This is a genomic window from Polaribacter sp. ALD11, assembly GCF_002831685.1.
Taxonomy (GTDB): Bacteria; Bacteroidota; Bacteroidia; order Flavobacteriales; family Flavobacteriaceae; genus Polaribacter.
The window spans coordinates 2,335,036-2,349,009 of the sequence record NZ_CP025119.1 but is presented as its reverse complement, the minus strand read 5'-3'; the positions used below and the strand labels follow the sequence as shown (position 1 = coordinate 2,349,009).

General features: G+C 30.7%; 12 protein-coding genes. 9 read left to right on the top strand and 3 right to left on the bottom strand.

The genetic code is table 11. The annotated features are described in order from the left end of the window. Position 1: 1 nt before the first annotated feature. Positions 2–1,429 (top strand): pyruvate kinase, encoded by a 1,428-nt coding sequence (gene pyk, locus CW731_RS10345; protein ID WP_100946652.1) that lies wholly within the window; start codon positions 2–4, stop codon positions 1,427–1,429. A 220-nt stretch (positions 1,430–1,649) separates the two neighbouring features. Here the strand turns inward: pyk and CW731_RS10340 are convergent, their stop codons facing one another. Next, positions 1,650–3,947, bottom strand: a complete 2,298-nt coding sequence (locus tag CW731_RS10340; protein WP_100946651.1) for a M28 family peptidase — start codon at positions 3,945–3,947, stop codon at positions 1,650–1,652. A gap of 106 nt (positions 3,948–4,053) precedes the next feature. Here CW731_RS10340 and CW731_RS10335 point away from each other — a divergent pair, with 106 nt between their 5' ends. Further along, positions 4,054–4,521 (top strand): CBS domain-containing protein, encoded by a 468-nt coding sequence (locus CW731_RS10335; protein WP_100946650.1) that lies wholly within the window; start codon positions 4,054–4,056, stop codon positions 4,519–4,521. Here the strand turns inward: CW731_RS10335 and CW731_RS10330 are convergent, their stop codons facing one another. Beyond that, positions 4,522–4,875, bottom strand: a complete 354-nt coding sequence (locus tag CW731_RS10330) for a hypothetical protein (protein WP_100946649.1) — start codon at positions 4,873–4,875, stop codon at positions 4,522–4,524. 177 nt (positions 4,876–5,052) lie between these two features. On the opposite strand from CW731_RS10330, the gene CW731_RS10325 reads away from it, so the two are divergent. The 7 genes from CW731_RS10325 to CW731_RS10295 all read left to right on the top strand — a co-directional run bounded on the left by CW731_RS10325 (position 5,053) and on the right by CW731_RS10295 (position 12,592). After that, positions 5,053–5,391 carry a single-stranded DNA-binding protein gene (locus tag CW731_RS10325; protein WP_100946648.1) on the top strand — a complete coding sequence of 113 codons (339 nt, stop codon included), beginning with the start codon at positions 5,053–5,055 and terminating at the stop codon, positions 5,389–5,391. A gap of 99 nt (positions 5,392–5,490) precedes the next feature. Next, entirely contained in the window at positions 5,491–5,979 is a 489-nt protein-coding gene (locus CW731_RS10320; RefSeq protein WP_100946647.1) for a hypothetical protein, read from the top strand. A 103-nt stretch (positions 5,980–6,082) separates the two neighbouring features. Next, the gene (locus CW731_RS10315; protein WP_100946646.1) at positions 6,083–7,015 is read left to right on the top strand and encodes a hypothetical protein; all 933 of its coding nucleotides are present in this window, start codon (positions 6,083–6,085) and stop codon (positions 7,013–7,015) included. Between the two features lie 219 nt (positions 7,016–7,234). Then, the gene (locus CW731_RS10310) at positions 7,235–7,987 is read left to right on the top strand and encodes an SDR family NAD(P)-dependent oxidoreductase (RefSeq protein ID WP_100946645.1); all 753 of its coding nucleotides are present in this window, start codon (positions 7,235–7,237) and stop codon (positions 7,985–7,987) included. A gap of 6 nt (positions 7,988–7,993) precedes the next feature. After that, a complete protein-coding gene (locus CW731_RS10305) occupies positions 7,994–9,136 on the top strand; it encodes an ATP-binding protein (protein WP_100946644.1) in 1,143 nt (380 codons plus the stop codon). A gap of 759 nt (positions 9,137–9,895) precedes the next feature. Further along, complete coding sequence (locus CW731_RS10300; RefSeq protein WP_100946643.1) at positions 9,896–10,354, top strand: (2Fe-2S)-binding protein; 459 nt, start codon at positions 9,896–9,898, stop codon at positions 10,352–10,354. Positions 10,355–10,375: 21 nt separating this feature from the next. Beyond that, positions 10,376–12,592, top strand: coding sequence for a xanthine dehydrogenase family protein molybdopterin-binding subunit (locus tag CW731_RS10295; RefSeq protein ID WP_100946642.1), 2,217 nt, complete (start codon positions 10,376–10,378; stop codon positions 12,590–12,592). Positions 12,593–12,685: 93 nt separating this feature from the next. Here CW731_RS10295 and CW731_RS10290 read toward each other — a convergent pair whose 3' ends face one another. After that, entirely contained in the window at positions 12,686–13,702 is a 1,017-nt protein-coding gene (locus CW731_RS10290; RefSeq protein WP_100946641.1) for an AraC family transcriptional regulator, read from the bottom strand. Positions 13,703–13,974: the final 272 nt, after the last annotated feature.

Here is a 13,974-nt window from a genome sequence, read left to right as displayed (position 1 = left end):
TATGACAGATTATAAAAAAACTAAAATAGTTGCAACCTTAGGACCAGCAACAGATTCGAAAGAAATTTTAACAAAATTAGCAAAAGAAGGTGTAAATGTTTTTAGAATTAATTTCTCGCATGCAGAATATGAAAATGTTAAGAAGACTGTAAAGACAATTAGAGAAATTAACGAAGAAAATGGGTATAATGTTGCCATTTTAGCAGATTTACAAGGACCAAAATTACGTGTTGGTGTAATGGAAGAAGGTGTTGTTTTAAATGACGGAGATCTCTTTACCTTTACAACAGAAAAATGTATTGGTACTAATAAAAAAGCATTTATGACGTATCAGCGTTTTCCTAAAGACGTAAAAGTTGGAGAGAAAATTATGGTAGATGATGGAAAATTACTTTTTGAAGTAGTTTCTACAGACAAAGACAAAGAAGTAGTCGTAAAAACAATTGTTGGAGGACCTTTAAACTCTAAAAAAGGAGTAAACTTACCTAATACAGCAATTTCTTTACCAGCATTAACTACAAAAGACAAAGAAGATGCAATTTTTGCATTAAGCTTAAATGTAGATTGGATGGCACTTTCTTTTGTAAGAACGCCAGAAGATTTAAGAATGTTGCGTGATCTTATAGATGAACATTCAGACTATAGAGTTCCTGTAATTGCAAAAATAGAAAAACCAGAAGCTGTTGAGAATATAGATTCTTTAATTCCTTATTGTGATGGTTTAATGGTTGCTCGTGGAGATTTAGGTGTTGAGATTCCGATGCAAGATGTTCCATTAATTCAGAAGAAATTAGTAAGACGTGCAAAGAGAGCAAGAATTCCTGTAATTATTGCAACTCAAATGATGGAAACAATGATCGAGAACGCTGTTCCAACAAGAGCAGAGGTTAATGATGTTGCCAATTCTATTATGGACGGGGCAGATGCAGTAATGCTTTCTGGTGAAACTTCTGTAGGAAAACACCCAATTAGAGTAATTCAAAAAATGGCAGAAATAATTAAAGCTGTAGAAAACTCTAGAATGATTAAAGTGCCTTTAGATGCGCCACATATTAGAACAAGTAGGTTTATAACAAAAGCTGTTTGTCATCATGCCGCTTTAATGGCAAATGATATCGATGCAACTGCAATATCAACCTTAACAAACAGTGGTTATACAGCGTTTCAAATATCTGCTTGGAGACCACAATCTAAAATATTAGCATTCTCATCTGAAAGAAGAATTTTAGGAAAACTAAACTTACTTTGGGGTGTAACAGCATTTTATTACGATAAGAATTTAAGCACAGATGATACGGTTGTAGACATTAACAGACTTTCTAAGGAAAAAGGATACGTTAAAGAAGGAGATTTAATGATTAATCTTACCTCTATGCCAGTTGAAGCGAAAGGTATGGTAAATACACTAAGAGTCTCAGAAATAGACTAAAACACTACTTAATATAAGTTTAAAAAGCATTCTAGTTTTATAGAATGCTTTTTTATGCTTTAAACTTAATGGTAATACTTTCTATTTTTAGAAGCTATTTCCTGCTTTCCACTATATCTTTTTACCGAAAAAGGTAAAAAGGATGCCGTTTCAATCAGGGCTAGACTAGTTAACAAGCTTTTGTTATTGGCAGCTACCATGTAATTTTTTTATTAAATTATTACAATTTCAGCTTTTTAGAAATCATAATGGCATCATTTGTAACAAAAGGCATTGGCATCATTTCTTCTGATCTTGGTTTTAGATGAAAGTTTTTATTAGAAAGTAGATCGTAAGAAATTTCATTTAAAACAATTTCTAATTTTTGCCCAACATCCACAATAAAAGAAAGTGTTACCTCTTTGTCATTATTTCCTAAATGATACACTAAAAAAGTGCCGTTTTCTAAACGATATTTTTTCCCATCGTTTACCAAGACATCATTTACTTTAAACTGTTGTAAAGTCAGCTCATTTTTTGTGATAAACTCTAACTTATTAATTTTCCTCTTAGGAGAAACAGTCAACTCTAAAAAACGTTTTTCACCAATTAAAGTATCTAATTCGATATTAATTTCCGACGTTGGTATGTTCTTAAAAGCTGTTTTTTTAGAATACTTAAAACGAGTATTGTATTTACTCTTTGTTTCTGCATTTTCAATACCACCTTTTGTAAAATCACCATTAAAAATTTGTACTGTATAACTATCTAATGTTGTATTGTACGTTCCAAAATAAGCTGTCTTATCATCAAAATTTTCAATATAAACAATACTGTTTGGTTTTTTATTGTCGATTGAAAATCCGCTATTATAGGTTGCAATTCCAAAAAAGACGATGGTTAAAAATCCTGCCCATTTTTGTGTCCAAAAAGATTTTTTTTGATGAAAGGAGAGGATCATCAACCCGAAAACCAATACAATAAAAATAGCACTAACAAATAGAATTTTTAACCCCAAACCAACTGGGAACATTTTTACCAATGGCGCAAAAATATAAATGGTTGGTATCGATAAAAAAGTGAATAAAATTCGTTTTGATTTGTCTTCTAAATTTAAGAAAACTGCCACCGCTAAAATTAAAAGCGCACAAATAACCGGAATTATAAAAAAGCCAGCACCTTTTAAAGAACCACTAATTATAAAATTAATAACTAGCCAAAAGAAGATTGGTGCAATTAATAAGTTGGTTGTTTTCTCTTCTTTTGATGTGCGTCTGTAAATGGTAAAAAGCAACCATAAATTCAAAAATACAAATGCAGCAATGTATTGATAGCCATTGTATGTAAAACCATGTAAAATGTCATTGTACTGCGGATGAATTATTAATAATAACTGCCACAATCCGAAAGAAATACCGCCACACAAAATTAAAGAAACTAAAAATGGAACAAAACTTCTTAAAATTCCCTTTGCATCAATTTTATTTAAAGTAAATCCGTAAAATAATAAGATGATAAAAACGATTCCACAAATGATTACCATCGGTAAAACCCAAGAAAAAGGATAAGTTATTAATTTTACAAACGGAAAATTTACATACACAAAATCTTCCTCAGAATTTAAGTTTGTTAAATCTGAATTTGAAAAATAATTTAAAGAAGTTGTAAAATAATCTGCCTGCTGTAAAAGTGTTTCTCTGTCTAAACGTTCATAAGAGTCTTGTGCTGTATGATAATCGAAATGATCGCCAATAAAAGCAAAATTAAAGCCATTAATATCAGATTTTTCTCTAAAAACAGTTAAATCTGTGTCATTTGGTAATTTTTTATAGATAGAATACATCAACGAATTTGCTGCAGGAAAGTTGGGTTTAGTTGCTAAAAATTCCGAAAGTAATTTGCTGTTTTTTCCATTGGTTTCCATTAACATATAACTTGGACCACCGCTTCCACGAGCTTCAAAATTTAAAACCAAACCAATATCTTTGGCCCAAGGATGGTTGTCTACAAATGCCTGTGCACCTAACAAACCTAATTCTTCAGCATCTGAGATTAGAATAATAATATCGTTTTTTGGTGTAATTTTTTTTGCTAAATAAGCTCTTAAACCTTCTAAAATAGTAACAACACCAGAACCAGCATCACTTGCGCCCAAAGAAGAATGCGGATTCGAATCATAATGTGTTAAAAGCATTAATGCTTTCTCAGAACCAGCACCTTTTAACTTTGCTATTATATTTTCTGCGGTAGTTGCAGCAAACCATTTTTTATTAATAGCTGTTTGTGTTTGAATTTCTGTTTCAAACCCCATTTTTTGTAATTCAGCAACAATATAATTTTGAACTTTTTTATGTTCTTCAGAACCTACAAAATGCGCTTCTTTACTAATATTCTTTAAATGACTTAGTGCGTTGTCTATAGAAAATTCTGTTTCTAAAATTGATTTATTAGTAGGTAAAGACGGTTTTAAATCGGCAAAACTCCAATAAATTACTCCTAGAATAATGAGTATAGAAATAATGGTAGAGAATCTTTTCATTCGAAAAATTTATTTTTATAAATGTATGAAATAAAAAAAACTTTGGTCAAAAGTAATAAGTATCAGAAAATTTGCTAACTTTCATTCGAACTAAACTACTATTATTATGGCAATTAAGAGCTTTCAAGGAAAAAGAGAAACCAATCCTGAAAAGGAAGAAGTACAGATTTTAGTGTCAGATTATATGACTACAAACTTAATTACTTTTAAAGCAGAAGATTCTTTAGATCATGTAATAGAACAATTAATTACCCATAAAATTTCTGGAGGACCTGTTGTTAATGACAAAAATGAATTGATAGGTATTATTTCTGAAACAGATTGTATTAAACATATTTCTGAAAGTAAATACTACAACATGCCTTCGGATACAAATAATACAGTTGGTAAATATATGGTTAGAGGTGTAGATACCATTGATAAAAACATGAATATTTTTGATGCTGCATTTAAGTTTATTTCATCTCATAGAAGAAGATTTCCTGTTGTAGAAAACGGAAAATTAATAGGACAATTAAGTCAGAAAGATGTTTTAAAAGCTGCGATGAAAGTAGAGGGAAATACCTGGAAGTAATTATTTCTCTTTCCGAATTAATAAAAAAGTATCATTTTCTAAAGCCAAATAACCTTCATTATAAATGTAAAAATAGGTGTTGCCCGTTTTTGTTTTATAGATGGATGTAAAGAACTGAAAATCGAAACCTTTGTCATATAACTTAGTTCTTGTTACTTTAGTTTTACCAGAAACGTTTAATTCAGATAAAATTTTATAATTTTTTCGAAGTCGATTATTAATATTTCTAATGAGGTTTTTACTGTCTTTATTTACGCTATTATTATGTGCGTTTCTACAATAATCTGAACAGAATTTCTTATCTACTCTACCTTTTACTGGTTCTTTACATTCTAAACATTCTCTCGTTTCCATTTTGTAAAGATACATTAAATTACCCGTTTACAAACGACTACAAGTAATTACAACCGAAAGTAATTGCTTAGTAACCGAATAAAACGAGGCTTGTGTCGCAACTTTGCAATGTCAAACAAATTGACAAAAACAAATTATAAATTACACTTGAAATAAAAGTGTTTAAAAACTTATCTTATGAGTACGTTAAGAAACAAAGTACAGTTAATTGGTAGATTAGGTCAAGAACCAGAAATAATTACCTTTAAAGATGGTAACAAAATGGCTAAATTTTCTATGGCAACAGATGACAGTTACAAAGACAAAGATGGCAACAAAGTAGAGCGTGCTTATTGGCACAACATTGTCATAAAAGGCGGCTTGGTTACTGTAGTAGAAAACTATGTAAATAAAGGACAAGAAATTGCAGTAGAAGGCAAACTAACCAATAGGTCTTATGATACTAAGGAAGGTGAAAAAAGATATGTTACAGAAATTTTAGTAAATGAATTGTTGTTACTAGGAAGTAAACAATAAGAGAAATTTTGATTTGAAAAAGAATAAAATCTACTCAGTTGAGTGGATTTTATTTTATCTTGGCATAGCATTTGAAATAATTTATAGAAACATCAGAGAATGAAAATCATGAAAATTTTATCAATCTTAACTATTATAGTAAGTTTTTCTCACTGTGGAAGTAATAAGTTTGTTAAAAATCCGTCATTTAAAGTAGAGAAAGCAGTGTATAATAATTGGGTTGGTGGCCAACAAGGAGTTAGCGGTACCAAGTTAGAAATTCATTTAATAAATGCAGCATCAATTAATTTCGATTCTTTATATTTTCAAAATAAAATCACCAAAGTAGAAGTGATAAAATTAGATGATAAATTACAATTAATTGGTCATTTCTCAACTTCAAAAAGACAAAATAGAGATTTAATATTAGATGTAGATCCTAAGAAAGAATTACAAAATACGCTTCCAAATTTAGAAAAATTTCCTTTTGAATTAAAAGAGAACGAAGCAATTCTTAGCTATAAAAAAGGACAAAAAAGAATGTATTTTAAGATTGAAAACATAAAAGAAATACAATTTGTAGCTTTTCCGTCTGCAAATAGAAAGTAGTTAAACTATTAATTATCAATACATAATTCGCTAAATTATTAACAACTTTATTTTTGGCACGTAATTTGAATATTACATAGTTGTAACCTTAAAACTACAGCGTATGAAATCTTTAAAACTACTTTTTACATTTATAATCACAGGAGCATTACTAGGCTCATGTAACACAGTTTTTGAAGACGACTTTAGAGACAACGAAATCTCTTTAGAAGAAGTTGTTTCTGGTTACGATTTGTGGTACGTAGATTATCACAGAACCATTGGTAATGGAGAAATTCCTTTTGTAACCAAAGCATTTACAATGTCTTTTTTAAACGGAACATTATATGCAAATAACAACATCGCAGATATTGGTGTTACTGGAAACGGATTAGGAATTGATGTTGGAAGCTATAATACTTTTTCTGGTGTTCTAGAAACGAATCACGATTTAGATGGCAGAAACGATTTTGAAGTAACAGTTACTTCTAACAACGAAATTAGATTGTATAATTACCGACAAAATGTTACCTATTTTTTAATAGGATATCAAACAAATACATTCGATTATGATAAGTTGTTTTATGAAAACATAGAATACTTTTTACAAGAATATGCAGCTTGGGAAAAATTGAGCACAACAGGTGGCGTTCCAAATGCTTTTGATGATGAGAATTACCTACAATTTACGCCAGAAAATATAACAACATTTTATAGTTCTCAAGACAACTTTGGCACACAAATTGCAAATATAAATTGGAGCTACGTTGGCGGATATGAAGTGTTTGATGTAGCGGGTTATAAAGACCTAAAAATATTAACACTTAATTATGATGGCGGAGATATTGAAGAGTTTGAATTAAGCGTTATAAATGATGGAAAAATTCATCTATACAACGTAGATTCAGAAACAACCTACGATTTTAAAGGAAGAGGTTTCGTTCAATATTTAAAGAGTGAAAAAACTAAAAAAAGTGCCAAATCTACTGTAAGGAATTCAGACAGAAAACGTACTAAAATAGAAAGAAAGACAAAAGTTAGAAGAAATTTAAAATAAAGTTTGGTTAGTTGATTTTTGGTTGGTTATTTAATAACCAATTGAAAGAGGAACCGTCCTGAGGAGGACGGTTTTTTCTTGTTCATAATTTATGAAAAATATCTTCTTTTAGAAGCCTTTGTCATTTTTTGTTTTCATAATTTTAGGTCAGGTTTGGTGCAGTCGAAACCTAATTGTTAAATCTATTTTTCTCTTAACTAAGTATTTAAAAAAAAGCGTATGAAACCTACAGCATTTATAACAGGCGCAACATCTGGAATAGGAAAAGCAACAGCAGAAATTTTTGCAAAAAATAATATTCGCTTAATTCTCTGCGGACGAAGAGCAGATCGCTTAGAAAGTATTCAGAAAGAATTAAGTGAATTTACAGAAGTTACTACTTTACAATTCGATGTTTCTAAGAGAACCGAGGTCGAAAATGCGATAAAATCGCTTCCAGAAAATTTTAAGAGAATAGATATTTTAATCAATAATGCTGGAAATGCACACGGATTATCTTCTATACAAGATGGAGATATTGATGATTGGGACGCTATGCTAGACATCAATGTAAAAGGATTGCTATATGTTTCTAAAGCGATTTTTCCTCAAATGATTGCAAGAAATAATGGTTTTATTTTAAATATTGGCTCCATTGCAGGTAAAGAAGTCTACCTGAATGGAAATGTATACTGTGCTTCTAAACATGCCGTAAACGCCTTAAATAAGGCAATGAGAATCGATTTAAATAAGCATAATATTCGTGTTTCGGCAATTCATCCAGGAGCTGTAGAAACAGAATTTTCAGAAGTTCGTTTTAAAGGCGATTCAGAAAAAGCTAAAAATGTGTATGCTGGCTACAAGGCTTTACAAACAGAAGACATTGCAGACATTATTCATTTTGTAGTTACAAGACCATATCATGTAAATATTGAAGATTTAGTAGTATACCCAACAGCACAAGCAAGTGCAACAATTATGAATAAAAATTAAGCTCTTGTGATAAACAAACGCCTTTTAATTAAAAACCTACTTTCTCATAACGATGAGAATAGTTTTTACGATAAAAAGCAAAAGTTGTCTTTCGATTCTAAAGATGGAAAAGCGAAGTTCTTAAAACATGTTTGTGCCCTTTCCAATTCTAATCCGTTAAATAATTCTTACATTATTATTGGTGTTGAAGACGAAGAAAATAAGATTCTTGGAGTCGATTTTTTTGACGACAGTAAAATACAAAACTTGGTAAATGCGTATTTAAAAAATCCACCAAAGATTGAATATGAAAATGTACGTTTTCCTAGTTTGCCTCGTCATAAAGTAATAGGTTTGGTTACTATCTATCCGAATAACAAAATTACGTCTTTACTTAAAAATGCTTGGAAATATAGAAAAGACACTGTTTTTTCTAGAAGAGGCAGTAATTCTATGCCTTTTTTAGGAGACAATTTTGAACTTAAAAATACCAATAGAGAAATAGTTGCAGCCATTGAAAAGAATGCTAGCAATAATATCGAATTGACATTAGATGGTGTTTTCGATTTTATTAAGAATCACGAACCAGCATACAACCCACAATACAAGGTTTTTAACGAGCAATTTGTGTTGTGTTGGGCAGGAGAACAAAAGATTGTTAATGGCGAAGTTTACTTCTCTAGGGTTGATATAGAGTTGATAAATGAGCAAGTTCAGCTCTTTTTTTCTGCTTTAGATGATGTGCAAATCACCTATAATAAGAACTCTTTTATTATTACCGAATATATTTATCTAGGTTTAGAAAAACAAGAGGAATACTTTCCTTTAGAGAAAACAATTATTCATTTTAAAGAAAATGGAAAACATGATATTGTAAGAGAATTTCTTTTTCAGCCTCCGGTTTTTAACAATGAACTTATGGTGCACATCTACAATAATTGCAATTTGATTGTTAGAAAAATAGAACAAAACAAATTACTATCATTAACAGAACAAGAAGAGGTTTTACGTTTACCAACAAATTATTTAATTTGCTATTTACATGGTTTTTTAGATGCTGAAGAAGAACTTAAAATGGCGAAGAGTTATATAAAAACTTTAGCAAAAAAATCAACTTATGTAAAGTATAAAGAAACGTTGCGTATTATTCGAAAAGTGAAGTACCATTAAATAAAAAAGGCTGTAAATCTAGATTTACAGCCTTTTTGCTAAGTTTATTACAAAGAATTACACTCTAGATTTGCGTTTCTTCATTTTTTTATCTTCTAATTTCTTTAGAATTTTTTCTTGCTTTTTGTCGTTTAATTCTGCTTTTGTAAGCTTTTTTCTTAATACAGCCATGATATTGTTATTTTAAGTTTATGTAAAAAAGAACATCTTCGTAAACTCTAAATTAATACACTATTCGATATGCGAGTAGAGGTGTTCAATATGTTTTTTTGAATACCTTCTGTAAGAAATAATGTAGTAGAGTTGTTCAGGCACACTCGAAATGCCTGACTAATGCACAAAGATAATTTTACGTTTTCTATACATTGCAAAGTAAAAAGAAGCACAAAATAAACTACGGACTAGCGTCTCATAAAAACCTTGTGGATATTTTCTTTTTATTGTATTCATTGTAATGTTACTTGCAAAAAATAATAATTAAACATAAAGATAACCATAAGGTTTTAACTTACCTAATTTTAATGTGGCGTTTAATTTTTTTTTACTAACTATCATGTTTTCATTATAAATAGCCGTATGTTTTTAAAAACATTCCTTTAAGCTAAGTGGTGTATGGCTTTTGGAAACAGTAATTTTAGAGTCACTTATATTTCATTGTAAACGGATACAACTTTGTAGACTTATTTTAAGAATAATAAGTAGCTTTAATATTTATAATCGATTTTTTGTAACTTACCTCAATAATTTAAAACCACTTTTATGCCAAATTACACTTTAAACGTTAATGGAAAACAAGTTGCTGTTTCGGCAGATGAAGATACGCCGTTACTTTGGGTTTTGCGAGATGAACTAAACTTAGTAGGTACAAAATTTGGCTGTGGTATTGCACAATGTGGTGCTTGTACTGTTCATATAGATGGGGTTGCAACAAGAAGTTGCCAAATGCAAGTTTCTATTTTAGATGATGTAAAAATTACAACAATAGAAGGGCTTTCTAAAGATGGAAAACACCCAGTACAAGAGGCTTGGAAAGAAATTGACGTGCCACAATGTGGGTATTGTCAAGCAGGTCAAATTATGACAGCTTCTGCGTTCTTAGCAGAAAATAAGCGTCCGTCTGAAGAAGAGATACGAAACGCAATGCATGGTAATATTTGCAGATGCGCTTCTTATAATAGAATAGAGAAGGCAGTGAAAGTTGCTTCAGAAAAAATGTAATAATCACTAAAATTAAGAAAAATGAAACTACACAATAAAGATAATTTTAGTCGAAGAAACTTTTTAAAAACAGCTGTTTTAGCAGGAGGAGGAATGTTAATTGGTTTTAATTTACTAACAGCCTGTAAGCCAGAAGCAAAAATGCCCGTAGATATTGCAAATTTAAACTTTAACGATTTTAACGCATTTATAAAAATTTCTGACGAAGGGTATGTTACTATTTTTTCTCCAAATCCAGAAATTGGGCAAGGTGTAAAAACCTCTATGCCAATGATAATTGCAGAAGAGCTAGATGTAGATTGGAAAAACGTAACAGTTGCACAAGGGATTTTAGATACAAATAAGTATACAAGACAAGTTGCTGGTGGTAGCCAATCGATACGTTTTAGTTGGGGTGCTCTAAGACAAACAGGCGCAACTGCGAAACAGATGTTGGTAAATGCTGCGGCGATAAAATGGAATGTTGCTGCGTCAACTTTAAAAGCTTCTAAAGGTATTATTACAAATACAAACGGAGAAACATTAGGGTATGGAGATGTTGTAAAAGAAGCCGCATTATTAGAGGTCCCGGAAGGTGTTCAGTTGAAAGATGCTAAAGATTTTACAATTATCGGACAAGAAATTGTAAATGTAGATATAGATAAAATTATCACAGGAGCATCATTATTTGGTTTAGATTATAAAGCAGAAGGAATGGTAATTGCATCCGTTTTAAGACCTCCCGCTTTTGGGCAAAAATTAAAAAGCTTTAATGCTTCGGAAGCAAAAAAAGTAAACGGAGTTATCGATGTAATCACCATAGGAGATAAAGTGAGAAAATACGTTGCAGCTGGTAAAGGAAACTGGACCTTTAAATTATCTGAAACAGATAAGATTGTTGTAATTGCAGAAAATACTTGGGCAGCAATAAAAGGTAAGAAAGCACTTTCTGCCGTTTGGGAAACTGCTTCTAAAGCAGAAACAACAGAAGCACATGACACAGTTTTAACCGGCATTTTAGATGGAAAAAACCTAAGTACAAAAAGAGAAGATGGTAATTTAAAAGAAGCTTTTGCTACGGCAGATAAAGTTGTTGAAAAAACCTATCATTCACCATTTTTACCACACAATTGTATGGAACCAATGAATTTTTATGCAAATGTAACTGCAGAAAAAGTTCATTTGGTTGGGCCTGTTCAAACACCAGAATTTGCAGCCTCTGTTGTTGCAGAAATGTTAGAGTGCGATTTAGAAAAGGTTCATTTAGAAATGACAAGAATGGGTGGTGGCTTTGGTAGAAGATTGTATGGCGATTTTGTTTATGAAGCAGCAGAAATAGCTGCTGTAATTAAAAGGCCAGTAAAAGTTGTTTCTACAAGAGAAGATGATATGACCACAGGTATTTACAAACCTTCTGTAAAATATAGAATAAAAGCTGCTTTAAAAGACGGAAAAGTAACAGGATACCATTTAAAAGAAGCTGCTATAAATGGCAATATGTATGGTTTAATTCCTAACTTTTTTCCTGCGGGATGTATACCTAATTATAAAGTGGAGACAGGTAGTTATAATAGTAATATTACAACAGGAGCTTGGAGAGCACCGTATACCAATTTTTTAGCATTTGCAGAACAAAGTTTCTTTGATGAGTTGGCTACAGAATTAAATATAGATCCTATTCAATTACGTTTAGATTTATTGCAAAATGTAAAAGGATCCAAAGATAAAAGAATAGAATATTCTGGACAGAGAATGGAAGACACTATTAAATTAGTGAGAGAAAAAGCCAATTGGGGTAAAACTTCAAACGGAGTTTACCAAGGTTTTTCAGCATATTATAGTCACAATACACATGTTGCAGAGGTTGCAGACATTGAGTTGAAAGATGGCTTTCCTGTTATAAAAAAAGTAACAGTTGCTGTAGATTGTGGTGTTGTTGTAAACCCAACTGGTGCAAGAAACCAAGTTGAAGGTGGTGTTATAGATGGAATTGGACATGCGATGTATTCGGACTTCTCATTTAAAGATGGCAAACCAGAATACAAGAATTTTGATACATTTAGACTGATAAGAATGAACGAAACACCAAAAGTAGAGGTTCATTTTGTAGAAAATAATTTGTCGCCAACAGGTTTAGGAGAACCAGGTTTACCGCCTGCAGGTGGTGCTGTTGCGAATGCAATTAATGCAGCTTTAGGTAAAAGAATTTATAGCCAGCCTTTTATAAAAGAATTGAATAAAAGTAATGTTTTAGGATAATTATTTTTAGGATGCATTTTCTTCAAATGAAAGAGCCTCAAGATATTATTTATCTTGAGGCTCTTAAATATTAGTCAACTAGTGAATGAAGTATTATGCCGATATAGCCAATCTACTTTTCTTCTTATAGTCTCTTGGTGAGCAGTTGTATTTTTCTCTAAACCTTTTAGAAAAATAACTACGGCTAGAAAAACCTAAACTATAAACAATTTCTGAAATGCTTAAATCTGTATTTATAATTAATTCTTCCGACTTGTATAAACGAACAGATCTAATATACTCACACACAGTTAACCCATGCATTAATTTAAAGCCTTCTTGTACTTTGGCTGCAGTAAGACCTATTTTTCGAGTTAGCGTATTAATTTTATGATCCATATCTGGATAATTATTTACATACTCCGTTAAATCTTTAATCAATTCCATTTCACTTTTTGTTAGTGAAGTAGTAGGCGTTTCAGTAGTACTTATATCTTTACCATGTTGCTCGATCTCTAAACCTAAAATAAGGTTTACAATTCCTTTAGTTAATAAAGCCTTTACAACACCTTCGTTTTTAATAGCTTTTAATTGCTTAATGTTTTCTGCAATTTTAAGATTGTACGAACCTAAGTAGATATAATCTTCTTTCTTATTAGAAATAAATGCTGTCTTTAATGCTTTATTTATCTCGGATGTTGCTCCTTTCTTAGTCTCTGTGTTCACAGAAATTATAGTAGTATTTGTTTCGATACCTTTAAATACCGTAACCGTATTTTTCTTTGAAACGATATTAGATATAATACTCGTTTGAAAAGTTTCTATGGTATTTGTAGTTGTGTTATTTTGAAACGATTGAGAAATTTTACCTTTAGAACAGTATATAAAATTTACATGTGAACCTGCGTTAGAATCTATGTCTATTTGAAGATCTTGGTTTACTGTAATATTAAATTCTAATACACTAATATCATCTTCTAGGCTAATAGAACGTATGGTTCCCGTACCTATTTTATTGTCAATTTCAAGAAATTGTTCTTTAGGGGTAACGTTTAACGTTCCACCAATTTCTTTTTGTAATTTATTAAAAAAAATATTTAAGCCGTTTAATTTAGAGTTTACAGTAATCATGATCGGTTGGATTTTTTGATTATTACTAATTATTGATCTTAAAAGTTATTTATTCTACATTTAAAATGATACTGCAAAGAAAATAAAGTATTCAAATTCTCCTGTTACAGAATTTTAATTTTTTGTTACAAGATTTCTAATATGATCTTGTTTTTATGCTGTTTTATTATTTAAGTGGCTGTTAGTTAGTTTTTTAATTTATGTGCTTTTATAATTGTGTAAAGTTTTTAGAAAATTATATAATTCAAGTATCGGAAATAGGCCTTAATTTT

Excerpts from the sequence above, each read along its gene's own strand:
- CW731_RS10340 (WP_100946651.1), bottom strand. The coding sequence starts at position 3,947 with ATGAAAAGATTCTCTACCATTATTTCTATACTCATTATTCTAGGAGTA.
- CW731_RS10325 (WP_100946648.1), top strand. The coding sequence starts at position 5,053 with ATGAGTACGTTAAGAAACAAAGTACAGTTAATTGGTAGATTAGGTCAA.
- pyk (WP_100946652.1), top strand. The coding sequence starts at position 2 with ATGACAGATTATAAAAAAACTAAAATAGTTGCAACCTTAGGACCAGCA.
- CW731_RS10335 (WP_100946650.1), top strand. The coding sequence starts at position 4,054 with ATGGCAATTAAGAGCTTTCAAGGAAAAAGAGAAACCAATCCTGAAAAG.
- CW731_RS10320 (WP_100946647.1), top strand. The coding sequence starts at position 5,491 with ATGAAAATCATGAAAATTTTATCAATCTTAACTATTATAGTAAGTTTT.
- CW731_RS10330 (WP_100946649.1), bottom strand. The coding sequence starts at position 4,875 with ATGGAAACGAGAGAATGTTTAGAATGTAAAGAACCAGTAAAAGGTAGA.
- CW731_RS10295 (WP_100946642.1), top strand. The coding sequence starts at position 10,376 with ATGAAACTACACAATAAAGATAATTTTAGTCGAAGAAACTTTTTAAAA.
- CW731_RS10315 (WP_100946646.1), top strand. The coding sequence starts at position 6,083 with ATGAAATCTTTAAAACTACTTTTTACATTTATAATCACAGGAGCATTA.
- CW731_RS10290 (WP_100946641.1), bottom strand. The coding sequence starts at position 13,702 with ATGATTACTGTAAACTCTAAATTAAACGGCTTAAATATTTTTTTTAAT.
- CW731_RS10310 (WP_100946645.1), top strand. The coding sequence starts at position 7,235 with ATGAAACCTACAGCATTTATAACAGGCGCAACATCTGGAATAGGAAAA.
- CW731_RS10300 (WP_100946643.1), top strand. The coding sequence starts at position 9,896 with ATGCCAAATTACACTTTAAACGTTAATGGAAAACAAGTTGCTGTTTCG.